This window comes from Paractinoplanes tereljensis (assembly GCF_016862435.1).
Taxonomy (GTDB): Bacteria; Actinomycetota; Actinomycetes; order Mycobacteriales; family Micromonosporaceae; genus Actinoplanes; species Actinoplanes tereljensis.
The window spans coordinates 228,665-253,885 of sequence record NZ_BOMY01000041.1; the positions used below are offsets into that span (position 1 = coordinate 228,665).

The following is a 25,221-nucleotide window of genomic DNA, read 5'->3' on the forward strand; positions in this document are numbered from 1 at the left end:
ACCGGGGGGAGGTGGTGCTGGTGATTCTCGACGGGGTTCGCCGCTTTCGCGAGCCCGTGCACATCGTGCGCGACCGGCCCGGCCAGGAACCCGGGATCGGGTTCGGCGATCACCCACACGCCGAGATGCTCGGCACGCTGCCGCCGCTCTATCCCGAGTGGCTCGGCGAGCGGTCCTTCAATCAAACCCACAACGTCCGCTTTCCGTACGTCGCTGGGGAGATGGCCAACGGCATCGCGACCGTCGCGTCGGTGGTGGCGATGGCCCGCGCGCGGATGCTCGGATTCTTCGGCGCCGCCGGGCTTGCCCTGCCGGCCATCGAGCGGGCCGTGACCGAGTTGCGCGCCGCCCTGCCCGGCCGGGACAACTGGGGTGTCAACCTCATCCACTCGCCGTCCGAGCCCGGTCACGAGGAACACCTGGTCGATCTGCTGATCCGCGCCGCCGTACCCAAGGTCTCGGCTTCTGCCTTTTTGGAATTGACCCCGGCCGTGGTCCGCTGCGCGGTGGCCGGGCTGCGGCCGGAGGGCCGGGCCCGGCAGCTGTTCGCCAAGGTCTCCCGGCCCGAGGTGGCCGCGCGGTTCCTCTCCCCCGCGCCGCCCGAGATCCTGCGCCGGCTGGTCGAACGCGGGCAGATCACCCGGGACGAGGCCGACCTGGCGGCGCGGATGCCACTGGCCGAGGACGTCACGGTCGAGGCGGACAGCGGCGGCCACACCGACAACCGGCCGCTCGCCGTCGTGCTCCCGGTGATCATGGCGCTACGCGACGAACTGACCCGGCGGTACGGATACGCCCGGCCGATCCGGGTCGGGGCGGCCGGCGGGCTCGGCGACCCGGCCGGGGTGGCGGCCGCGTTCGCCGCCGGGGCCGCCTACGTCGTGACCGGCACCATCAACCAGCTCGCCCGCGAGGCCGGGCTGTCCGACGCGGCGAAGGACCTGCTCGCGCGGGCCGACCTGGCCGACGTCGCGATGGCGCCGGCCGCCGACATGTTCGAGTACGGCATCAAGGTGCAGGTGCTGCGGCGCGGCACCATGTTCGCGGCGCGGGCCGGCCAGCTCTACGAGACCTACCTGGCCTACGGGTCCCTCGACGAGGTGCCCGACGCGACCCGCGAGCGGATCGAGAAGGACGTCCTGCGCGGCACGTTCGAGGACTGCTGGCAGCAGACCCGGCAGTTCTGGCTCGGCCGGGACCCGCGCGAGGTCGACCGGGCCGAGCGGGACCCGCGCCACCGGATGGCCCTGGTGTTCCGCTCCTACCTGGGGTTGTCGAGCCAGTGGGCGATCACCGGGGAGCCGACCCGGGTGACCGATTACCAGATCTGGTGCGGACCGGCGATCGGCGCCTTCAACCGGTGGACGGCGGGCAGCCCGCTGGCTCAGCCGGCCCGGCGCACGGTCGTGCAGATCGCCCTCAACCTGCTGGAAGGCGCGGCCATGGTGACCCGTGCCCATCAGTTGCGCTCGTACGGCGTACCCGTGCCTGGGGAAGGTTTTGCCCCTCGCCCTCGCCTTTTGTCCCTAGGAGCATGATGGAGCCGATCGCTGTCGTGGGGTTGGCCGCGCTGATGCCCGGGGCGCGCGACACGAGCGAATTCTGGGCCAACATCGTGGCCGGGCGCGATCTGATCACCGAGGTGCCGGCCGGGCGCTGGCCCGCCGACGGGTTCTACGACCCCGATCCGGCGACGCCCGACACGACCTACAGCAACCGCGGCGCGTTCCTGCCGGACATCGAGTTCGACGCCCTCGCCCACGGACTGCCGCCGGCCACCCTCGGGGCCATCGACCCCGCCCAGCTGCTGGGTCTGACCGTGGCCGACGCGCTGCTGGCCGACCTCGGCCGCAACCTGGCCGGCCCGCCCGACCGGGAGCGGGTGAGCGTCATCCTGGGCAGCTCCACCCTCAGCCGGGTCGGCACGATGGACGCGCGCATCCAGCGCCCGGTCTGGCTCGCGGCGTTGCGGGATCTCGGTGTTGGGGATGAAGACGCGCGGCGGATCTGCGACCGGATCGCCGACCGGTACGCACCGTGGCAGGAAGATTCCTTCCCCGGCCTGCTGTCCAATGTGGTGGCCGGGCGGATCGCCAACCGGCTCGACCTGCACGGCACCAACTGCACGGTCGACGCCGCCTGCGCCAGCTCGCTCGCGGCCCTGTCGGCCGGGGTGAACGAGCTGGCCCTGGGCCAGGCCGACCTGGTCATCACCGGCGGGGTGGACGTGACCAACAACCCGCTGATGTACGTGTGCTTCAGCAAGACACCGGCCCTGTCCCCCACCGGCGACGCCCGCCCGTTCGCGGCGGACGCCGACGGCACGATGCTCGGCGAGGGCCTGGCGATGGTGGGCCTCCGGCGCCTGGCGGACGCCGAACGCGACGGCGACCGGGTCTACGCGGTGATCAGAGGGCTCGGCACCTCCTCGGACGGCCGGGGCGGCGCGATCTACGCGCCGATGGCCAACGGGCAGGTCCGGGCGCTGCGGCGGGCGTACGAGGCGGCGGGCTACGGCCCGGACACCGTCGACCTGGTCGAGGCGCACGGCACCGCGACCCGGGCCGGGGACGCCGCCGAGTTCGAGTCGCTGCGCCGCGTTTTCGGCGAGACCGGGCGGCCGGACCGTGGCTGGTGCGCGCTCGGCAGCATCAAGTCCCAGATCGGGCACACCAAGGCCGCGGCGGGCGCGGCCGGGCTGGTCAAGACGGTGCTGGCGCTGCATCAACGGACGCTGCCGCCGACCATCAAGGTGCGCGAACCCAACCCCGCCCTCGGTATCGAGGGCAGCCCGTTCTACCTGAACACGGTCGCCCGCCCATGGACCCGGCGCGCTTCGCACGCCCGGCGGGCCGCGGTCTCCAGCTTCGGTTTCGGTGGGGCCAACTTCCATCTAACCCTCGAGGAGTACGGCGGTGCCAACTCGCCCGCGCGAATCGGGGCCGGCGAGCTCGTCCTGCGCAGTGCCGGGTCGCCGGCCGATCTGATCGGGAGCGACCACTTCGACGCCGGTGACCCGCATCGGTTGGCCGTGGTCGACGGCGGCGACCTGCCCGAGAAGCTCGACCGGGCGGCCGAGATGATGGCCCGGCAGCCCGGCGTGCCGTTCACCCTGCCCGGCGGCGTCTCCTACTCGTGCGGGCCGGCCGATCCCGGCCGGGTCGCGTTCCTGTTCCCCGGGCAGGGTTCGCAGTACGTCGGGATGGGCGGTTCGATCGCCCAGGCCCTGCCGACGGCGCAGGACGTGTGGGATTTCGTGGCCGGGCCCGATCTGGCCGACGTGGTCTTCCCGCCGCCGGTCTTCGGCGACGAACAGCATGCGGCGCAGGAACGCCGGCTCACCGACACCCGCTGGGCGCAGCCGGCGCTGGCCGCACACAGCCTGTCGCTGCTCGCGCTGCTCGACTCGATCGGGCTCGCACCCGACTGCGTGGCCGGTCACAGCCTCGGCGAGCTGGTCGCGCTGCACGCGGCCGGCGTCCTGGACGCGACGAGCCTGCTGCGCCTGGCCCGGCACCGGGGTTCGCTGCTGGCCGACGCCTCCGTGTCGCCGGGCGCGATGCTCGCGGTCGACGCGGAGGCGGCCGTGGTGGAGGCGGCGCTCAAGGGCGACGTCTGGATCGCGAACCGGAACGCACCCCGCCAGACCGTCGTCTCCGGAACCGCTACGGCGATCGACGCGCTGGAAGAGCGACTATCCGCGGACGGCGTCACCGCCCGCCGGCTGGCGGTATCCGCCGCCTTCCACAGCCCGATGATGCGGTCGGCCGAGGTGCCGATGCACGACTTCTTGGCGACGCTCTCCCTGGCCGCACCGCGCATCGACGTGTATGCGAACGAGGACGCCGCGATCTACGACCCATCGCCCGCCGCGATTCGCCGCGCTCTGGCGCGGCACCCCGGCGTCCCGGTGCGGTTCCAGGACCAGATCGAAGCGATGTACGCCGCCGGAGCCCGAACGTTCGTCGAGGTGGGTCCCGGCGCCGTGCTGACCGGCCTGGTCGGACGGATTCTCGGCGACCGGCCGCACTTGGCGGTCAGCCTGGACCGTCGCGGCCGGGACGGCGTTGCCGCGTTCCACGAGGGCGTCGGCCGGCTGGCCGTGCACGGCGTCGCAATGACCCTGCCACCGACCGAGAAGCCGGCGCCGACCGAGCGGCCCCGAATGCCGGTCCGCGTCAACGGCACAGGCTACGTCGCACCGCCGGCGCCGGCGCCGGCGCCGAGCTTGCCCGCCACCGCGCAGACCCTGCCGACCCCCGCCCAGCCGGCCCTGCCCACCTTCGCGCGGACCCTGCCCGCCTCCGCCCAAACCCTGCCCGCGCAGACCCCGGCCGCCTCCACCCCGCCAACCCATTTGGAGCCCGTCGCCCCGATGACCAAGCCAGAGCACAACGCCGATTGGCTGGCCGCAATGCAGGAGATGCAGCGCCAGACGGCCGAGGCGCACATGCATTTCCAGCGCACTCTCGCCGAGTCGCACCAGGCCTTCTTGCAGATGGCCGAGAACACGTTCGCCGCCTTCGCCGGACAAACCCCGCGAAAGGACCAGCTGCCTCGGCCGGCCCAGCCACCTCTCACGCCAACGGTTTCCGCGTTCGCGCCCCTGGCGCCTGCGCCTGCCGCGCCCGCACCCCTCACGCCCGCACCCCTTGCGGCAGCGCCGATCCAACCCTCACCCCTCGCGCCCACGCCCCCTCCAGCAGCGCCGAACCAACCCGCGCCCTCCGCGGCTGCGCCGACCCAAGCCGTGCCCATTGCGGCCGTGCCCATTGCGGCATCGGAGCTTCACCAGCCCGTGGCCGCGCCGGTGGCCCCGGCCGCGCGGGTCACTGAGCCGGTGAGCCTGACGCTTCTGCTGGCCGTGGTCGCGGACAAGACCGGCTATCCGGCGGACATGCTGAACGGCGGCATGGATCTGGAGGCGGACCTCGGCATCGACTCGATCAAGAAGGTGGAGATCTTCGCGGCGGTCCGGGAGCGCGCGGAAGGGCTGCCCGACACCGACTCGGCCCAGATGGCCCAGCTGTTCCAGGCGCGCACGCTGGACGAGGTCATGCGCGGCATCACCGCCGAACCGAACCTTCCCGGCCTGCCTCGATTACAGGTCCAGCCGGTCGCCGCGCCGGCATGCGGGCTGACTCTGGCCGGCCTCCGGGACGGACCGATCACCGTCGTCGACGGCGGCAGCGCGCTCGCGCCCGCCGTGGTCGAGCAGCTTCGCGCGCACGGCATCACAGCGACCGCCGCGGACCTGCCCGCCAGCGACGCGCACGGCGCCATCCAGCCCGACGGGGACGCACACGGCGTCCCCCTGCTCGGCGGCGACGTACACGGCGTCATCCTGCTCGGCGGCATGGCACCGGCCGCGGACGCCCGGCGCGGGTTCCAGGCCGCTCGGGTCGTCGCGGCCGCGATGACCGAACGCGGCGGTGTCTTCGTCACCGTGCAGGACACCGGCGGCTGTTTCGGGCTGGCCGAACCGAAGCCGGCTGCGAAGGAGACCGAGACCGACCTCGGCGGTCCGCAACGCGCCTGGCTCGGCGGCTTCGCGGCACTCACCCGGACCGCCGCCCAGGAGTGGCCGGCGGCCGCGGCCAAGGCGATCGACTGCGAGCGCGGCGGCCGCGGCCCGGACGAGGTGGCCGCCGCCATCGTCACCGAGCTGCTGACCGGCGGGCCGACCCTCGACGTCGGCCTGCGCGCGGACGGAACGCGATGGACATTGACGGAAATCGAGGCACCGCCGGATCCGTCCGACCCGCGGATCACCGACCGGTCGGTCCTCGTAGTCAGCGGCGGCGCCCGCGGTGTCACCGCGGCCGCGCTGCTGGCGCTGGCGGCCGAAGGCAAGCCACGAATGCTGCTGCTCGGGCGCACCGAGCTCGCCGACGAGCCCGAGTTCCTCGCGGCAGCCCACGACGAGCCGTCCCTCACCCGCCTGCTGGCCAACCACGAGCCGGCCGCCACGCCGGCCCAGCTGACCGCTCGGGCGCGGGTCGTCCTTGCCGTCCGGGAGGTGCGTGCGACGCTCGCCGGGCTCGAACGGGCCGGGGCAACCGTGCGCTATGCGGCCGTCGACGTCACCGACCGGGCCGCCCTGGACCGCGAGCTGGCCCGGGTGCGCCGCGAATGGGGTGCGGTCACCGGGCTCGTGCACGGCGCCGGAGTGCTCGCCGACAAACGGATCGCCGACAAGACCGACGACCAGTTCGACCGGGTCTACGCCACCAAGGTTGCCGGGCTCCACGCGCTGCTCGACGCGACCGCCGACGATCCGCTCGACGTACTGTGCCTGTTCTCGTCCGTCGCGGCCCGCTTCGGCAATCCCGGACAGTGCGACTACGCGATGGCCAACGAGGTACTCAACCAGGTGGCCCTGGCCGAGCAGCGGCGGCGGCCGGCCTGCCGGGTCCGGGCGATCGGCTGGGGACCGTGGGAGGCCGGCATGGTCACCCCGGCCCACGCCGCGCACTTCCGAGACCTAAAAATCCCGCTCATCCCGCTCGACGCGGGCGCACGCGCCTTCGTCGCGGAGTTGAGCACGCCCGGCGACGTGGTCCAGGTGCTCATCACCGGCGGCGAGACCGCCGAAGCGGGCCGGCCGCGGCTCCGGGCCGAAGCCCGTACGGATGATTTCCTGACCGACCACGCCCCGGCCGGTGTGCCCGTGCTTCCGCTGGCCATGGCGGTGGAATGGTTCGCGGCGGCCGGGCAGGCGCGCTACCCGGGCCGTCCGACCGCGTTGGGCGGCCTCCGGGTTCTCCACCGGATCGAACTGCCCGACCTGGCCAACGGCGGTCACCGGTTCACGATCGAGGTAACTCCGGCCGACGAACTGCGGCTCGGGAACCACTACCGCGCCCGGCTCGCCGCCCCGGAACGCCCACGCACCTGGAGCACGCCGACCGCGCTGGAACCCTTCAACGGATCGGTCTACGACTCCGACGTGCTGTTCCACGGTCCCCGGTTCCAGATGCTGCGAGAGGTGCGAGGGCTGTCCCGCGAGGGCGCCGAAGCGCAGGTCGTCGGAGTGCGGGCAGTCGGCTGGCCAGACGCTCCCTGGTGGTCGGACCCGGCCGCGGTCGACGGCGCCCTGCAGACCGCGGTGCTGTGGGCCCGGCACACCACCGGCCACGCGACCCTGCCGATGGGCGTCGAGGCGATCCACGTTCACCGCCCCGGACCGGCGCCGGCGACGCTGCGCTGCCTGGTCCGGGCCACCTCGGTCGCCACCGACGAGACACGCTGCGACATCGCGCTGTTCGACGGGGACGGGGAGATCCGCACCGAACTGCTCGGCGTCAGCCTCATCCGGCGCCCCGACGTCGCGCCGGCGGGTCGCCGGTGACCGAGCCGATCGCCATCGTGGGCCGCGGCTGCGTGCTGCCCGGCGCGCTGAGCCCCGACCAATTCTGGGACAACATCAAGAAAGGCCAGATCAACCTCGATGCCGTACGGCCTGAGGAGTGGCGAATGCCGCCGGGCTCACTCCCGGCCGGCACGACGGCCGGCCTGGTCCGAGGCTTCGCCGACGTCTTCGATCCGGACGGCTTCACCGCCGAGGCCGGGGCCGTCACCGCGTACGATCCGGCTCTGCAATGGGTTTTGCATGCCGGCCGGACCGCCCTGCGCGAGGCCGGCGAGCACGCGAGCCCGGCCCGCACCGGCCTGATCCTCGGCAACCTGGGTTACCCCAGCCGGAGCCTGGCCGCGTACGCCGAACGAATCTGGCTGGACGGCCATCCCGGCGGCCTGGACCCGCGGTCCCGTTTTTGCTCCGGCCTCTGGGCGCACACCGCGGCGAACGCCCTAGGTCTTACCGGCGGTTCGTTCGCCCTCGACGCGGCCTGCGCCTCCGCGCTGTACGCCATCAAGATCGCCTGCGACCGCCTGCACGACGGCCGGGCCGACCTCATGCTGGCCGGTGCGGTGAGCGGCTGCGACGGCCTGATCATCGACTCCGGCTTCGCCGCGCTCGGCGCACTGAGCCCGTCCGGCCGCAGCCGCCCGTTGCAGCGCGGCGCCGACGGCCTGATCCCCGCCGAGGGCGCGGCCCTGCTCGCGTTCATGCGCCTGCCCGACGCGGTGGCCGCGCACGTGCCGGTCCTCGGCGTCATCCGAGGCATCGGCCTGTCGAACGACGGCCGAACCGGCGGCTTCCTGGTCCCCGCGGAGGGCGGCCAGATCCGGGCCATGGACGCCGCATACCGCGCGGCGGGCTTCACCCCGGACACGGTGGAACTACTGGAATGCCACGCCACAGGTACGCCGGTAGGCGACGCCGTGGAGGCCCGCTCAACCGCCCGCTTCTTCGGCGACCGACCCGCGCCCTTGCCGATCGGCTCAGCCAAGTCAAACGTAGGCCACCTGCTGACCGCCTCCGGCGCAGCCGGCCTGCTGAAGCTCCTGAGCGCGATCGAGCACGGCACCCTCCCGGCCACGGCCGGCGCCACCGACCCCATCGACGACCTACGCGACGCCCCGCTGCGCCTGCTCCAATCCAGCGAACCGTGGCCGAGCGGGCGACGGCGGGCGGCGATAAGCGCGTTCGGCTTCGGCGGCAACAACGCCCACCTGATCGTCGAGGCCTACGACGACCACCCCGCAACGAGCATCGCGATGCCCAGCGCGCCCACCCCGGCCCCGAACTCGGCCCCGGATTCGGCCTCAGACCCAGACCCGACGCCGGCCACAGACCTGGACCCGGCCTCGGATTCGGCCCCGGACCCGGACCCGGGCTTGGGCTCGGACCCGGCCTCGGACTTGGTCTCGGACCCGGCCCCTGATTCGGCGGAGGCCGCGATCGCGATCGTCGCGATTGGCACTCGCGTCGGGGATGTGGACGCGGGTGGGCTCCGGGACGCCGTTCTCAGCGGGCGGGTGCCGGGCGAGGCGCCGGACACCGTCGAGGTCGCGCTCGACGACCTGCGCTACCCGCCGCGCGACCTTGGCGAGACGCTGGGCCAGCAGCTCCTCGTGCTGGAGGCCGCCCGGGAAGCGGTGCGCGGCATCGCGCTTCCGCCGGAGCGCACGGCCGTCCTGATGGGCATGGGATGCGACCCCGAGATCGCGCGGGCTCACGCCCGCCGGCGGCTTGAGGCCGCCGGCCAGGCCGGCGACGAGTTCAGCCCGGCGCTCACCGCCGCCCGCGTGCTGGGCGCCATGGCGAACATCGTGGCCAACCGCATCGGCGGCCAACTCGGACTGTCCGGACCGGGCTTCGCCGTCAGCGCCGAAGAGGCCTCCGGAATCATGGCGCTGGAGTTGGCGGCACGGGCCCTCCGAACCGGCGAGATCGACGCCGCGCTGGTCGGCGCGGTCGACCTGGCCGACGAACCCGTGCATCGCACCGCCCTCGCCCAGCTCGGCCGAACCGCGAAGCCGACCGACGCGGCCATCGTCCTGGTACTCAAACGCCACGACGACGCCCAACGCGACGGCGACCCCATCATTGCCTTGCTCGACCGCGACGCTCAGAGCAATCGCGACGGCGACGACGACGCCCAACACAACCAGAGCGCCCAACCCGCCCGCGGCGCGCGGAACGACCGCGACGCCCAGCACAACCGGGGCGCTCAGAGCGACCGCGACGCGCTGAATGACCGTGACGCTCAGGGTGACTGGCACGGCCTTGTCGACGGGGAAACGCTGGGCGCGGACGCGGGCTGGCTGTTGCCGAGTGGGCTGTTTGGGTTGCCGCATGCTGCTGTTGGGCTGCTTGACGTTGCGGTTGCGGCGCTGGCGCTGCGGCATCGGGTTCGGCCCCGGGCGGGGCTGCCCGCTCGGCCGGACCTCGGTGCTACGACCGTGGACGTCGTCACGTCGGTGCTCGGGGCTGCGCCCGTTCGGGTTCGGCTTCGGGCCGGTGACGCCGCGCCTTGGGCGCCTGGGCCCCTCGCCCGGCTGCACCTCTACTCGGGCGCGGACCGGGCGGGTGTGCTCGTCGCTGCCCGGGACGGCGTCGAGAGCGACACGGGGCCGGCTCGCCTTGCTGTCCTCGCCCGCGATTCGGGGCACCTCGCCGATCAGCTGGCGCGTGCTCGTGCCTGGCTTGGCGGCGAGGCGCTGCGGCCGGCCGGGGTGGCCTTCCGGGAGAGTCCGATCGGTGGTGAGACGGCGTTCGTCTATCCGATGAGCTCGTCGTTCTACCCGGGGATGGGCGCCGACCTCGCGCTCGCGTTCGCGCCGATCGCCGCCGCCGCGGACGGGGCTTCGCTGGTGTCCTGGCTGTACAAAGCGCAAACCGAACGGCCCGAGCCTCTGGACGAGATCCTCGCGGTCGGCTTCCTCTCCGGCTTGCAGACGAGGATCTCGCGCACGGTGCTGGGCATCGAGCCGCAGGCCGCGATCGGGTACTCCTCCGGGGAATCGGCCGCGCTCGTCGCCCTGGGGGCCTGGACCGACGGGGCGGCCATGGCCGCTGACGCCCGGGCCGACGGGCTGTTCACCCACGATCTGAGTGGCGAGCTGCGGGCGGTTCGGCGGTTCTGGGAACGGCGCGGGATCGACGGCGAGCGGTGGATCGGCTATCTGCTCGCGGCCGACCCGGAAGTGGTGCGGGCCATGGTCAAGGACGAGCCGGCCGTACACCTGTCGGCGGTTTGTGCTCCCGGAGCGTGCGTGGTCTCCGGGGAAGAGCGGGCCTGTACCGCTTTCGCCGAAGGGTTCGAGCGGATCCGGCTTCAGCTGCTGGTGGCGCACGTTCCCGAGGTGGCCGAGGTGCGTGACCGCTGGCACGCCCTGCACCGGCGGCCCACGGCCGGCGTGCCCGGCGTGCGGTTCTATCGAGGCGCGACCGGCGACTGGTACCACCCGACCGAGGAGTCGGCCGCCGACGCGATCACCGAGCAGATGCTCGCGCCGGTCAACTTCCCCAACCTGATCGAGCGTGCCTGGCAGGACGGGGTCCGGGTCTTCATCGAGCACGGACCGGCTGCCCAGTGCACCGGCTGGATCCGCCGCATCCTCGGCGACCGGGAGCACGTCGCGGTGGCGCTGGACGCCGTACCGGGTCAGGGTTTGTGGTCGTTGTCGGTGGCGGTCGCGGAGCTGGCCGCAGCCGGCGTCCCGGTGCGGCCCGACGCGCTGGCGGCCTACTTCGCGACGCCGGCGCCCGCCGGCCCTGGCGCCGGCATCACCATCGACCTGCCCAAACGGCTGCCCGCCCCGGTGCTGACCGAACCGGCCGGAGAGTACGAGGTGATGGCGCCCGCCCCGGATCTCACGCGGATGCCGGCCTCGGCCGCGCCCGCGGCCCAGACCGTGCACGAAGTGGACGAGGCCGCCCAGGCCGTGGACGAAATCGCCGCCCCCGCCCCCGCGCGGTCGCCGGAACCGGCCGCCTCGCCGGCTCTGGCCTGGTATGCCGCCATCACCGCCGCACACCACCAATACTTGGAGCTGCAGGCTGCCGCGCACCGGCAATTCCTGAGCGGCCGCTCCGCCGCCGTCGCCGCGATCACCCCGGCAGCAAACCCAACCGCCGCGATCGCCCCGGCGGCCAGCCCAATCGCCGCGATCACCCCGGTCGACGACGGGTGGCCCGGGCCGAAATTTGGCCGTGCGCAACTCGAACACCTCGCGTCGGGACGGATCTCCGAGGTGTTCGGGCCCGTGTTCGCGGCGCAGGATGACGACGTGCGGCAGACCCGGATGCCGCGGCCACCCCTGCTGCTGGCCGATCGGGTCCTCGGGATCGATGCCGCGCCGGGCGCGATGGGCACCGGCGTCATCTGGACCGAGACCGACGTACAGGCTGATTCCTGGTACCTCGACCAGGCCGGGCGGATGCCCGCCGGGCTCGTCGTCGAGGCCGGGCAGGCCGACCTGCTGCTGATCAGCTGGCTCGGCGCTGACCTGCACAACCGGGGTGAGCGGGTCTACCGCCTGCTCGGCAGCGACGTCACGTTCCACGGCCCGCCGCCGGGGCCCGGCCAGACCCTCCGCTTCGAGATCCGGATCGTCCGGCACGTCGCGCACGGCCCGATCCGCCTCTTCTTCTTCGAGTACGACTGCCACGTGGGCGACGCGTTACTGCTGACGGTCCGGGACGGCCAGGCGGGATTCTTCACCGACGAGGAGCTGAGCCGTACGGGTGGAGTGCTCTGGGAGGCAAAAGCCGACCGGCCGGCCGGGGCCGTGCGGTCCTTCGATGCCGCCGCGGTCGCGGCCTTCGCGGAGGGCCGCCCCGACGAGTGTTTCGGCCCGAAGTGGGCGGTAACCCGCGCGCACGTGCGCACCCCGCGCATCGGCTCGGGCCGGCTGCGCCTGCTCGACGAGGTGCCGGTCCTCGATCCGGCCGGCTACCTCCGGGCCGAGACGGCGGTCCGCCCGGACGACTGGTTCTTCGACGGCCACTTCCACAACGACCCCTGCATGCCCGGCACCCTGATGTCGGAGGGCTGCCTGCAGGCGGTCTCGTTCTACCTGGCCGCCGCCGGTCACACGATCGACCGCGACGGCTGGCGGTTCGAACCGGTGCCGGGACGCGTCGCGCGGATGCGCTGCCGGGGCCAGGTCACTCCGGACAGTCGGCGGCTGACCTACGAGGTCTTCGTCACCGAGATGTCGGCCGACCCGTTCCCGACCGTGGTCGCGGACGTGCTGGTCACCGTCGACGGCGTGAAGGCCCTGCACGTCGCGGATTGCGCGGTGCGGCTGGTGCCGGACTGGCCGCTCGAACACTGGCGGCATCTCGGACCGCCCACCGTGCAGCAAACCGAGCAGCCCGTGCCGCTCCCGGCGCTGGGCGGGCTCGCCGGGCACCACGAAACCCAGCCGGTGGCGTGGATCGGGGATCTGCCGCTCGGCTACGCCTCGTTGCTGGCCTGCGCCTGGGGCCGGCCGACCGACGGGCTCGGGCCGATGGCCGAGGCGTTCACCGGCAGCCGCCGAGGACCACGGCTGCCCGGGCCGCCGTACCACTTCATCAGCCGGATCGTCGCGGTCGACGGCCCGTACCAGGGCATGGCGGTCGGCAGTGCGGTTGTCGCGGAGTACGACGTACCGGATGAGGCCTGGTTTTTCGAAGGCGCGGCCGCCGCCCTGATGGAGATCGCCCTGCAGCCCTGCGGATGGCTGGGTTGTTATGTCGGCAGCCCGGTGCAGATCGACGCCGAGCTGCTGTTCCGCAACCTCGACGGCGACCTGCGGGTCCATCGCGCGGTGCGGCCGGCCAACCGCGTCGTGCGCACCCGCGCCGAGATCACCAACATCTCCCGGGCCGCCGGAATGATCATCGAGACGTTCCGGATCGAGTGCCAGGTGGACGGTGAGCTGCTGCTGAGCGGCACCGCCGTCTTCGGCTATTTCCTGACCACGGCCTTCGCGCAGCAGCCCGGTCTGCCACCGACCGCAGCCGAGCGCGAGCCGGTGACCGAGGTGCGCGAAAACCCTCCGGCAATGGGCCCGATGCTCACGATGCTCGACCGGATCACCGGATATTCACCCGCTGGCGGGGCAGCCGGCCTCGGCCGGTTGCGCGCCGAGAAGGACATCGACCCGGGCGACTGGTATTTCAAGGCCCACTTCTTCCAGGACCCGGTCATGCCCGGCTCGCTCGGCGTCGAGGCGATGACTCAGCTGCTGCGGTGGTACCTGGGCGAGCCGGTTGCTCTCGAGACGGCGCTGACCTGGACATATCGCGGCCAGGTGGTGCCCACCGACCGGCTGCTCACGGTCGAGGTGGAAATTCTCGAGATCAAGGACCGGAGCGTGTACGCCCGGGGCTGGCTCTGGATCGACGGCCGCCGGATCTATCGCGTCGACCGGCTCGGGGTCCGACTTGACGGCCAGTGAGCAGCCGTCAAGTGCCGATAAAGCGCGCCGACCTACGGTCTTGCCGTGACTGTGAACGTTTTCTACGACGACGACGCCGACCTGTCGATCATCCAGGGCAAGAAGGTCGCCGTGATCGGTTACGGCAGCCAGGGCCACGCCCACTCGCTGTCGCTGCGCGACTCGGGCGTCCAGGTGGTCGTCGGCCTGAAGGAGGGCTCGAAGAGCCGCGCCAAGGCCGAGGAGCAGGGCCTCGAGGTCAAGACGCCGGCCGAGGCGTCGGCCTGGGCTGACGTGATCATGGTGCTGGCGCCGGACACCGCGCAGCGCAAGATCTACGCCGAGTCGATCGAGCCGAACCTGACCGCCGGCAAGGCGCTGTTCTTCGGCCACGGCCTGAACATCCGGTTCGGCCTGATCCGGCCACCGGCCGACGTGACGGTGGCGATGGTGGCCCCGAAGGGCCCGGGTCACCTGGTGCGACGGCAGTTCGTGGACGGCAAGGGCGTGCCCTGCCTGGTCGCCGTCGAGCGGGACCCGGCCGGCGACGGCCTGGCCCTGGCGCTCTCCTACGCGAAGGCGATCGGCGGCACCCGGGCCGGGGTGATCGAGACGACGTTCACCGAGGAGACCGAGACCGATCTGTTCGGCGAGCAGGCGGTGCTGGCCGGCGGTGTGACCGCGCTGGTGCAGACCGGCTTCGAGGTGCTCACCGAGGCCGGTTACGCCCCGGAGATCGCGTACTTCGAGTGCCTGCACGAGCTGAAGCTGATCGTCGACCTGATGTACGAGGGCGGCATCTCCCGGATGCGTTACAGCGTCTCGGACACCGCCGAGTTCGGCGACTACACCCGGGGCCCACGGGTGATCGACGCCCGGGTCAAGGATGAGATGAAGAAGATCCTCTGGGAGATCCAGTCGGGTGAGTTCACCCGGGACCTGATCGAGGACGACGAGCACGGTGGCCCGCTGCTGGCCAAGTACCGTGAGCAGGGCGCCGGCCACCCGATCGAGGTCACCGGGCGGAAGCTGCGGGACATGATGAGCTGGGTCGACCGGCCGATCACCGAAACCGCCTGAGCGGAGCGAGCAATGACCCACAGCTTCCTGTTCCGCGGGACCAGGCAGGCCTATCACGTGGCCGGCACCGGCCCGATGCTTGTCGCGCACTCCGGCGGGCCCGGTGTCGACTACTCCTACCTGCGCTCGCCGGCCCTCGAAGAGCACTTCACCGTGGTCTACCCGGAACCGGTCGGCACCGGCGACTCCCGGCCGCTGCCCGCCGGTGCGACGTACGTGGACACCTACGTCGACTTCCTGGCCGCCCTGGTCGAGCACCTGGGCGTGCCGCGGGTGCACCTGCTCGGCCACTCGCACGGCGGCATCGTCACGCAGCGGTTCGCGGTCCGGTATCCCGAGCGGGTCGCCGGCCTCGCCCTGTACAGCTCGACGCCGGTCATGAACGCGGAGTTCTGGGCGGCCGCCCGGGCCGAGGCGGCCGCGTACCCGGGCCGGAATCCCGGGGTACCGGAGGCGGTCGCGGTGTGGGAGGCCTTCGACAGCGCCGAACCCGAGCGCACCGACGAGGAGATGACCGCCGGTCTGCGGGCCATCCTGCCGGTCTACTTCGCCGACTTCTGGGGGCGGCGCGCGGAGTTCGAGCCGCTCCGGGAAGACCTTCGGTGCTGGCTCGTCAACTTCGCCTCGACCGTCGTCGACACCCGGCCCGACCTGGGCGCGATCACCGCCCCGACGGTGGTGATCTGCGGGCGGCACGACTTCGCCTGCGGCCCGGTCTGGGCCGGGATGCTGCACGACGGCATCACCGGCTCGCGCCTGGCGATGCTGGAAAACAGCGGCCACTTCGGGCATCTGGAGGAGCCGGAACGGTTTGTTGAGGCGGTGCGCGGGCTGATCGGCCGGAGCTTCGCCGAAGAAATCAGAGCGACCTTCCGTAACGGCGACGACGCGGCGGTGACCCGGATGGCGCGGGCCGAGATCGACCGGGCCCGGGCCGCCGGGGAGCCGGCCGGGGAGGTCGAGGGGCTGTACGCGATCGCCCGGGTCGCGTTACGTGCCAACGATCTGCCCCGGGCCGAGGATCTCGCCTCAGCCGCCCTCGACGTCGCGGTGAAGTCGGGTGACCGGCGCCTGGAGGAGCGTCCGCGGCACGTGCTGGCCGCGGTGGCCCGGCTGTCCGGCGACCACGCCGAGGCGCGCATCCGCTACCTGGCCAGTATCGAGCTGAACGAGCTTCTCGGGCAGCCCGAGCTGGTCAACGCGGAGTACCACAACCTGGCCTTCACCGAGCTGCACCTGGGCCACCTCGACCGGGCCCGGGAACTGTTCGCCGAGGGGCGCGAGCGAGTGTTCGCCCACGGCTACCGGGACTTCCTGCCGTACCTCGGGGTGGCCGCCGCCGCGATGGCCTCGGCCGACGGTGACCACCGGCGCGCGGCCCGGATGGCCGGCTTCACCGACAGCGCCTACGCCACCATCACCCAGGTGCCCGACCCGGACGACGCCGCGGAACTGGCGAACGTACGGGCGGCGGCCACGGTCGCGCTGGGCGAGTCGGAATACGCCCACGAGTACGCGGCCGGCGCCGTCCTGGACACGTACGGCGCCTTCGGCCTGGAGTGGCGCAATTAGCGGGACAGCCGGGCGGCCAGCCGGCGCAGCTCGGCCTGCATCCGGCGGGGACCGCCGCCCTGGAACGACTGGAGCACCGCGCTGGCCCGGTCGAACGCCTCCCGCGCCCCCGGCAGGTCGTGGGTTTCGATAAGCAGCTCGGACAGACTCCGGAAGGCCTCGAAATGGTACGGACCCTGGCCCACCGACCGGGCGGCCTCGACCGCCCGCCTCAACTCGGCGGTGGCGTCGGCGGTGCGGCCGAGCTCGATCAGGTTGTGCGCGATCGACACCCGGATCATGGCTTCCTCGTGCCGGCGACCGACTGCGAGGTTGAGGTCCAGCGCGTGCTGCAGCTCGACGGCGGCCCGCTCGTACTGACCGAGGTGGGTCAGCGACCGCCCCTTGCAGTCGAGGCTGCGCATCTCGGCCTTCTGGTTGCCGACCGCGTGGCACAGCGACACCGCGATCTCGGCACGTTCCAGGGCCCGTTCGTGCTCGCCCAGCGCGGTGTACGCCGAGTGGAAGTTGATCTGCGTCAACGCCTGCTCGAGCAGCATGCCGCGCTCGACGAACACCCGCAGGGCGGCCGCCAGCAGCTCCAGGGATTCCTCGTTGGCGCCGAAGAACCACCGGGCCCCGGCCAGGCTGCGCAGCACGTGCGCCTCACCGACCGGGTCGCCACCCTCGCGGGCGGCCCGCAACGCGAACCGCATCACGTCCTCCCAGTCCTGGAAGTGACCGAACCACTCGAAGTACTGCTGCAGGGTGATGGCCAGCTGCCAGGGGACGATGCCGTAGCCGAGGTCGGCCGCGACCCGGACCGCCTCCTTGAGCACCTCGCGCTGGTCGGCGAACCAGTCGATGGCCTCCCGGTAGGACGCCGGCCGCTGCGGAACCACCCCCGGTTCGGCCGGGCCGGGCGCGATCGGAGTGCGGTTCGGTTCCAGTACGACCTGGGCGTGATAGCTGCTGTGCAGGTAGTACTGCAGCAGCCGGGTGACCGCGGCCCGCTGCTCGGCGACCGGATCAACGCTGCGGAAGAGCTCGTCGGCGTACGCCCGGACCAGCACGTGCGAGGTGAAGCACCCGCTGACGTCCTCGGCCACCAGCGCCGCCTCGGCCAGCTCCTCCAGCTCGGCCCGGGTCCGGCCGGCGTCCTGCCCGGCGAGGCTCACGCAGGCCTCGAGCGTGATGCCCGGGGTCAGCGCGACCGACAGCAGCCGGAACAGCCGGGCCGCGCCGGGGCTGAGCTGCCGGTAGGACCAGGAGAACGCGGTACGCGGATCGGTGACGCCGCGGCCGTTCGGGAAGGCGGCCAGCCGCTGGGCGCCGTCGCGCAGCTCGGCCGCGACGGTGGCCAGGGACAGATTCGGCCGTACGCTCAGCCGCGCCGCCAGGATCGCCAGCGCCAGCGGCAGCCGGCCGCACAGCTCGATGATCTCGTCGAGGACCGCGCCGTCGATGCTGCTGCGGGCCCGGCTCGGCAGGGTGGCCAGCCGGGTGGTCAGGATCTCGCGGGCATCCGGCAGGTCCGGGACGTACGCGCGGTAGAGCCGGGCGCCGTCGGAGGCGGCCAGGCCGACCAGCGGCCGGCGGCTGGTGATCAGCACCAGGCTGTCGACGGAGTTCGGCAGCAGCGGGCGCACCTGCGCAGCGTCGTGCACGTCGTCGAGCATCACCAGGATCCGCTGCCCGGCGGTCAGGCTGCGGTACGTGCCGACCAGCGCGTCGAAGGTGTCCGGCACGTCGGCCGCGCGCAGGCCCAGGCCGTACAGCAGGGACCGCAACGCGTCCGCGGCCAGCACGCTGCCGTCCTCCCCCTCGTGCCCGCGCAGGTCGAGAAAGAGCTGACCGTCGGTGAAGTCGGCGGCGACCTGGTGCGCGAAGTGGGTGACGATGGTCGACTTGCCGACGCCGCCCATGCCGTCCACCGCGACCACCATCGGGCTGGTGCGCCGGGTGTCGCGGGTGGAGCGCACCAGATCGTGCAGGACCCGCAACTCGTAGGTGCGGCCCACGAACATCGGCTGGTCCGGCGGCAACTGCGCCGGGCGCAGCAGCGGGAGCGCCTCGGGCTCCGCGATCGGGGCCACCGCCTGCATCAGTACCTGCTGGTGCGCCTCCTGCAGCTCACGTCCCGGGTCGATGCCGAGTTCCTCGACGAGGTGGTCCCGGATGTTCCGGTAGGTCTCGAGCGCCTCGGCCTGGTGCCCGGCGGCGGCCAGCGCCGTCATCAGGGCGGCGTGCACCGGCTCGTGCAGCCGGCCGATCCGGGCGGCGAGCCGCAGCGCGGCGAGGGCCTGAGCCGGCCGGCCGGCCCGCACCGCGACCTCGCCGGCCGCGATCGACGCGTCGAGAAACTCCCCGTCGATGCCGGCGAACACCGCGGTGGCACCGGGGCTGTCCGCGAGGCTGTCCCCGGCCGGCCCGTCGCACAGCCGCAACGCCTCGAGGTACTCATCGAGCGCCCGGTCCATGCGGTCCTGGCCGACGCTCTCCTTCGCACCGGCCACCAGCTGACGAAACGCGACGAGATCGAGGTTGTCCGGCCCGGCCAGGAAGCGGTATCCGCTGTCCCGCCGGGTGATGAACGCCCCGCCGGCGCGGGGCGGCAGGCCCGGTTCGAGCAGGCGGCGCAGGGCACCGACGTACTTGTGGATGACGTTGACCGCGCTGATCGGCGACTCCGAACCCCAGATCAGATTGATCAGCTCGCCCATGCCGACCGGGCGGCCCTCCCGGGCGGCCAGCAGCGCCAGCAGACAGCGCTGCTGGCGGGGGCCCGCATCGAGTTCGACGTCACCGCGCCAGACCCGCAACGGTCCCATGATCTGTAGGCGCACCGGTGAGTTGATCGCTCGACGGTAGTAAGCCGTAGTGAAGGACTTGTGGAATACGACTGAATCGGGAGACAGATGACGACGACCGGCGATCGGATCGCGGACGCGTGGCTCGACGCGATGACGGTGCTGTGCGAGCTGACTCCGCACGGCTGGCACGCCGAGCGGGGTGACGCCCGGGCCCTGGTGTCGGGGGTCGGGGTGGGCTCGCTCAACATCGCGGTCAGCACCGCCCGCGAACCCGGACCGGACTCGCTGCGGTCCCTGGACGAGGCGGCCCGGGACGTCGCGAAGCACGGGCTGCCGTGGTCGATCGTCGTGCTCGGCGAGGCCGGCGCCGACCTGGCCGGCCTGGCCGACCGGCACGGCCTGACCGGCGGCGGCCCGATCACGGTGATGGTCTGCGACGCCGACCGGGCCGACCTGCGCGCCAAGCCCGCGCTCATCGACCGGGTCGGGCCGCACCGCAGCCAGGACTACACCGAGGTGCTGGCCGCCGGATTCGAGACTCCGGCCGGCATCTTCGGCGACCTGATGGGCGGCGGCGTGCTCGACGACCCCCGGATCGCGGGCTATCTAACGGAATCCGCCACCGGGCTCGGCATCCGCACCGGCGGCCTGATCGGCGTCTACAACATCGCGGTCCGCCCCGAGGCGCGCAGTCAGGGCCTGGGCCGGGCGATGACCGCCCGGGTCATGGCCGACGGATTCGCCGCCGGCGCCACGTCGGCCTACCTGCAGACCAGCACGGTCGGACGGCCACTCTACGAGTCGATGGGATTCCGCACCGTGCAGACGTGGGCGACCTTCTTCACGACGTGACCGAAGTGACGCCTGACGCAGTTTCCGCAGGGTTTCCGCCGGGTAAGCTGTCGCCACCACGGGGAGGTCGCAGTGCAGATGCTGGCGGGGCGCTACGGGTTGGGCGACCCTGTCGGCCGGGTCGGCGGCGCCGTCGTGCACCACGGTTTCGACACCGTCCTGCGACGCTCGGTAGCCGTCAAGATCTTCCTTCCGTACGGGGTGGAAGCCACCGACGTCCTGCACGAGGCCCGCATCGCGGCCGGACTGAGCCACCCGAACATCGCCCAGATCTACGACTACGGCGAGATCCTCGACGGCCACCGCCGTACCCCGTACCTGGTCATGGAATTTCTCGAGGGTGAGACCCTGGCCGATCGACTGACCCGCACCGGCGGCCTGCGATGGCGCGAAGCGGCCGAGATCGGTGCCGGCATCGCCGGCGCGCTGGCCGCCGCCCACGCGCAAGACCTGGTCCACGGTGACGTCAGCACGCGCAGCGTGATGCTCACCCCGGACGGGGTAAAGGTTCTCGACTTCGAGACGGCCACCGCCACCGGCCGGAACGACGCCGACGTGGCCGCGCTCGCCTCGCTGATCCTCGAATGCCTCGATGGCGCGCCCGGACGCAACCTGCCGCGCGACCTCAGCCGCCTGCTCGAGGAGTGCGCGACCGAGAGTGGGCTGACGGCCGCGTCGGTCGCGGAAGCCCTCCGGCAGATCGCCGGGCCGGTCTCGATCCCCCGCTCGGTCCCACCGGCCCGCACCCGCTCTCGGCGGCGGACCGCGGTCCTGGCGTCGGCGGCGGCCGTCGCGGCGGTGCTGAGCATCCTCGGACTGCAGCTGGCGAACGGCACCGACACACCGGGCGGCCGGTCGGCCGAGGCCGCCGTGGAGGGCCCGCACCCGGCCACCACCACGCCGCTGATCACCAGCCTCGCGCCGACGTCCCGGCCGACCGTCACCGCCACGGTGCGCAAGCCCGCCGCGACGAGCGCGGGCCACGTTCGCAAGAAGGCCCCGACCCCGCGGCCGACCACGCCGTCGGCGTCTCCGAGCCCGACCGAGCCGACAGCGTCCCCGAGCCCGACCGAGCCGACGCCGTCGCCCACCCCGGATGACAGCCCGGCCCCGACCAAAACCGCGGAGCCGACCGCCGAGCCGACCACGCCGGCTCCCGAGGACACCCCGCCGACGACCGCCACCCCCGAAGCGCCCTGATGGACTTTTGAGGGTTTCCGGGGGGATGAACGCACGGTCACCGTTCATACGCTGAGCGGTATGCGTATCGGATTGATCGGCCTCGGCCGGATCGGCGCCTTCCACGCCGGCACCCTGAGCACCATCCCCGCGATCGACTCGCTCGTCGTCACCGATTTTCTACCGGAACGGGTCCGGGAGGTGGTCGACCGTTACGGTGCCCAGGGCGTCGACACGGTCGCCGACCTGCTCACCGCCGGGGTCGACGGCGTGGTCGTGGCCGCCGGCACCGACACCCACGCGCCGCTCATCCTGGCCTGCGTCGAGGCGGGAGTGCCGGTGCTGTGCGAGAAGCCGGTCGCGCCGGACGGTGCCACGGGTGCGGCGCTGCTGCGCCGGCTGGCGGACCACGACGTACCCGTCATGATTGGTTTTCAGCGTCGTTACGACGTCGCGATGGCCGCCGTCAAGGCGGCGGTCGACGCCGGCGAACTCGGCCGGCTCACCACGGTCCGATCGACCACGATGGACCCGGAACCGCCGTCCCGCGAGTACATCGCCGGGTCGGGCGGGCTCTATCGCGACTGCGGCGTGCACGACTTCGACACCGTGCGATGGGTGACCGGGCAGGAGGCCGTCGAGGTCTACGCCACCGGCAGTGACCGCGGCGCGGCCTTCTTCGCCGAGGTCGGTGACGTCGACACGGCCACCGCCGTGATCACCTTCGCCGACGGGACCCTGGGCGTGGTGTCCAACACCCGGTACAACGGGCGCGGTTACGACGTACGCCTGGAAGTGCACGGCTCGGCCGACAGCATCGCGGCCGGCATCGACGCGAAGTGGCCGATGCGATCGGCCGACCCCGCCGCCCCCGGCCGCGACCCGCAGCCGCATCGCTTCTTCATGGACCGCTTCGCCGGCGCCTTCCGCGCCGAGTTCGAGACGTTCCTCGACGTGGCCGCGGGCAAGCTGCCGTCGCCGTGCACGGTCGCCGACGGCCTCGAGGCCGACTGGATCGCCGAGGCCTGCGCCCGGTCGGCCGTGGAGCACCGACCGGTCCGCATCGAGGAGGTCCGCATCCTTTGATCGATCAGGGGCGGTCACCCTTGCGGTGCACGACGCCGCGTTCCAGGACGGCGGTGGTGCCGGTGAGCATGCCGGCCTTGCCGATCGAGGTGTCCCGGACCAGGTAGGAGCGCTCACCGAGGTACTCGAAGGTGGTCGGGTTGAAGATCCATTCGCGGCGCTCGCCGAGTTCGTCGGTGAAGGCGACCGCGATCCCGTGCCGGCCGGCGGCGTCGACCGAGTCGGCCACCAGGACCACGCCGGGGATCAGCGCGGCGGCCCGGTAGATGGCGGCGGCCACCGGCGGGGGCAGCAGCGATTCCCGCAGCGCCTCGCCGAGGAAGTCGAAGGCCGCGCCGTCCGCGCCGTTGCCCTGCCCCTGGGTGTCGGCGTAGACCTGCGCGAGCAGGGTGGCCGGGTCGGTGGGCAGGTCGGCGTACCGGCTGTTCGGCCGCGGGTTGGCCAGCCCGAACGTCTCGCCGCGCTCCCGGGCCAGGCCCTCGGTGTTCTGGGTGGCGGGCAGCCAGACCTCGCGGCTGTGCACCTTGTCGAGGACCGACCCGTCGACGCCGATCTCCTTCGGGCCGGAGCCGCCGTCGACGGTGAAGGTCATCCAGGCGACCTTGCTCTTGATGTAGACGTAGTCGTCGCGGCCGAGCGCGACCCGCGGCGTCACCCCGGCGACCTGCGCCATCCGCTCCAGCAGCGGGCCTGCTCCGGCCGCGTCACCGGCCGCCACCGCGACGATCGGGGCGGGGCCGGCGTTCGCTTCGTCGGCCCGGTGCCGGTCGAGCACCGTCGCCCCGACGATGGCCGCGACCAGCACCGCGGCCGCGACCGGAACCCCGAGCAGGGCGAACCGGCGGCCGGGACGGGTGGTGGTGGGTTCGGCGATCTGCTGCAGGAAGGCGTCCTTGAGCAGCCGGTGGCGGTAGACGGACAGTTCCGGGTCGGCCGGCGGGGGCAACAGGCGGGTCAGTTCGGCGCGCTCGTTCATCGGTTCCACTCCTGAGTCGACGGGACCGCGTCCTCGCGGCCGACCATTACCTGATCCCGGTCCGCGGTCAGCTGCCGCAGCTTGACCCGGGCCCGGGACAGCCGGGACCGGACCGTGCCGATCGGCACCCCGAGCGCCTCGGCGGCCTGCGCGTAATCCAGCCCGGACCAGACGCAGAGCATGAAGACCTCGCGCTCGGCGGTGCGCAACCGGCTCAGTGCGGCCGTCGCCGCGGCCAGTTGCTCGCTGTCGCGCATCCGGTTGACTATCTCGTCGGCGAAGTCCGGCATCGTCTCGGCCGGAGGTAGCCGGATCAGCGCGGCCGCGTGCCGCCGGGCCGCCCGCCGGGTGTTGCGCAGCACGTTGGTGGCGATGCCGAGCAGCCAGGGCAGCACGCTGTCGCCGTCCGGCCGCAGCCGCTCGCGCAGCCGCCACGCCTCCAGGAAGGTCAGCGACACTACGTCCTCGGCGCCGCTCCAGCCGCCCGTACTACGCACGACGTGGCGGTACACCTGGCCCGCATGGTCCTCGAAGAGCTGCCCGAACGCGGCGGTGTCACCGGCGCGTATCCGGGCTCGCTGAGAAAGGTTCACGACCATTCCTGTCCGCCCGCGCCGGCGGGTTCCCGGAGATTTGTGGCCGGCGCGCGAACCGGGTCGTCAGGATGGCCGCGGTGCCGAGCAGGCCGCTCAGGCCGACCACGGTAGCGGGGGCCAGCCCGGCCTGCACGGCGCCGCCGGCCGCGAGGAAACCGAGGCCCTGGCAGACCAGCAGGCCCGAGGAGGCCACGCCCATCGCGCGACCGCGGAACTCCGGCGCCACCCGGCGCACGAAGATCGAGTTGAGCGGGACCACGAACGAGGCGCCCGCGCCGGCCACCGCCAGCAGGATCAGCACCACCGGCAGGCCGGGACGGGCCAGCACCGGAACCAGCGCCACGGTGGACAGCAGGGCGGCCGGGCGCAGCAGGCGGTCCCGGGTGTCCGGGGTCAGCATCCGGGTCAGCGCGAGCGCGCCCAGCAGGAAACCCACCGAGGGCGCGGCGAGCAGCAGGCCGGCCTGGGCCGGGCCACCACCGAGCGAGATCGCGAACGGATAGGCGATCGCCTCCGGCGCGAAGGCGAAACCGCTCGCCACCCAAACCAGGGCCAGGCAGGTACGCAGCCACGGGTCGGCCAGGAGGTACCGGATCCCGTCCCGGGACTGGGCCAGCAGCCCCTGCGGCACGTCACCGGCCAGGGCGGCCGGGCGCCGGGCGACCCCGAACGCGATCAGCGCCGCCGACAGCACGAAGGTCGCCGCGTTGCCGATCAGCGACCAGACCGGGCCGATCGCCGCCACCACGATGCCGCCCGCGACGAAGCCGAGCAGCTGACTCAGCTGGTGGGTGATGTTGCCCAGCCCGTTACCGGTGATGTAGGCCTCGCCGGGCAGCACCTCGGGCATGATCGCCGCGCGGGCCGCCACGAACGGCGGGGAGAACAGGTGCGCCAGGTAGAGCAGGGCGATCGCCGACCACAGCGGCACGCCGGGCACGGCCACCAGGGCGATCAGCGCGGCGCGGGCCAGGTCGCAGCCGATCAGCACGGCCCGGCGGGGCAGCCGATCGGCGTAGGTGGACAGGATCGGACCGCCGAAGACACCGGGCAGCCAGGAGCTGGCGTAGGCGATCGCGGACAGCAACGCCGAGTCGGTCCGGTCGAAGACCAGCACCGCCACGGCCACTGCCGCTACCTGGTCGCCCAGGTAGGACAGCAGCTGACCGCCGTACAGGTAGCGGAATTCTCGATAGGCGAACAGCTCGCGATAGGTCGTCACGCACACCCCCCGGGTGGCGCCGCCCAGGGGCGTGGGCGGCGCCGTCCCCCCGTACTCCTAGCCCCAGGTAGCTCCGCGGTAGCCCCA

Annotated in this window: 12 protein-coding genes; 8 read left to right on the forward strand and 4 right to left on the reverse strand. The window is 72.8% G+C overall.

Annotated features, from left to right (window positions below):
* The first annotated feature begins 20 nt into the window (after positions 1-20).
* From Ate02nite_RS31615 to Ate02nite_RS49080, 5 genes are read left to right on the forward strand one after another with little or no spacing between them, the layout of a single operon-like run.
* Complete coding sequence (locus tag Ate02nite_RS31615; protein ID WP_239147834.1) at positions 21-1,538, forward strand: PfaD family polyunsaturated fatty acid/polyketide biosynthesis protein; 1,518 nt, start codon at positions 21-23, stop codon at positions 1,536-1,538.
* A complete protein-coding gene (locus Ate02nite_RS49550; protein WP_203811510.1) occupies positions 1,535-7,351 on the forward strand; it encodes a type I polyketide synthase in 5,817 nt (1,938 codons plus the stop codon). The genes Ate02nite_RS31615 and Ate02nite_RS49550 overlap by 4 nt, the downstream gene beginning before the upstream one ends.
* Complete coding sequence (locus Ate02nite_RS31625) at positions 7,348-13,800, forward strand: beta-ketoacyl synthase N-terminal-like domain-containing protein (RefSeq protein WP_203811511.1); 6,453 nt, start codon at positions 7,348-7,350, stop codon at positions 13,798-13,800. Before Ate02nite_RS49550 ends, Ate02nite_RS31625 begins: the two co-directional genes overlap by 4 nt.
* Before the next feature lie 45 nt (positions 13,801-13,845).
* On the forward strand, positions 13,846-14,859 hold the full coding sequence (ilvC, locus tag Ate02nite_RS31630) for a ketol-acid reductoisomerase (RefSeq protein ID WP_203811512.1): 1,014 nt from the start codon (positions 13,846-13,848) through the stop codon (positions 14,857-14,859).
* A 12-nt stretch (positions 14,860-14,871) separates the two neighbouring features.
* Positions 14,872-16,431 (forward strand): alpha/beta fold hydrolase, encoded by a 1,560-nt coding sequence (locus Ate02nite_RS49080; protein WP_239147835.1) that lies wholly within the window; start codon positions 14,872-14,874, stop codon positions 16,429-16,431.
* Here the strand turns inward: Ate02nite_RS49080 and Ate02nite_RS31645 are convergent.
* Entirely contained in the window at positions 16,428-19,256 is a 2,829-nt protein-coding gene (locus tag Ate02nite_RS31645; RefSeq protein WP_239147836.1) for an AfsR/SARP family transcriptional regulator, read from the reverse strand. The genes Ate02nite_RS49080 and Ate02nite_RS31645 overlap by 4 nt on opposite strands.
* 72 nt (positions 19,257-19,328) lie before the next feature.
* Here Ate02nite_RS31645 and Ate02nite_RS31650 point away from each other — a divergent pair, with 72 nt between their 5' ends.
* From Ate02nite_RS31650 to Ate02nite_RS31660, 3 genes are all read left to right on the forward strand, one after another.
* Positions 19,329-20,075 (forward strand): GNAT family N-acetyltransferase, encoded by a 747-nt coding sequence (locus tag Ate02nite_RS31650; RefSeq protein WP_203811513.1) that lies wholly within the window; start codon positions 19,329-19,331, stop codon positions 20,073-20,075.
* Between the two features lie 78 nt (positions 20,076-20,153).
* Complete coding sequence (locus Ate02nite_RS31655) at positions 20,154-21,275, forward strand: serine/threonine-protein kinase (protein WP_239147867.1); 1,122 nt, start codon at positions 20,154-20,156, stop codon at positions 21,273-21,275.
* A gap of 60 nt (positions 21,276-21,335) precedes the next feature.
* Entirely contained in the window at positions 21,336-22,340 is a 1,005-nt protein-coding gene (locus tag Ate02nite_RS31660) for a Gfo/Idh/MocA family protein (protein WP_203811515.1), read from the forward strand.
* A gap of 4 nt (positions 22,341-22,344) precedes the next feature.
* On the opposite strand, the gene Ate02nite_RS31665 is transcribed toward Ate02nite_RS31660, so the two are convergent.
* Genes Ate02nite_RS31665 through Ate02nite_RS31675 form a run of 3 tightly spaced genes read right to left on the reverse strand, consistent with a single transcriptional unit; the run spans position 22,345 to position 25,134 of the window.
* Positions 22,345-23,316, reverse strand: coding sequence for a CU044_5270 family protein (locus tag Ate02nite_RS31665; RefSeq protein ID WP_203811516.1), 972 nt, complete (start codon positions 23,314-23,316; stop codon positions 22,345-22,347).
* A complete protein-coding gene (locus tag Ate02nite_RS31670) occupies positions 23,313-23,909 on the reverse strand; it encodes an RNA polymerase sigma factor (protein ID WP_239147837.1) in 597 nt (198 codons plus the stop codon). Before Ate02nite_RS31670 ends, Ate02nite_RS31665 begins: the two co-directional genes overlap by 4 nt.
* Complete coding sequence (locus tag Ate02nite_RS31675) at positions 23,872-25,134, reverse strand: MFS transporter (protein WP_203811518.1); 1,263 nt, start codon at positions 25,132-25,134, stop codon at positions 23,872-23,874. Before Ate02nite_RS31675 ends, Ate02nite_RS31670 begins: the two co-directional genes overlap by 38 nt.
* Between the last annotated feature and the right edge of the window lie 87 nt (positions 25,135-25,221).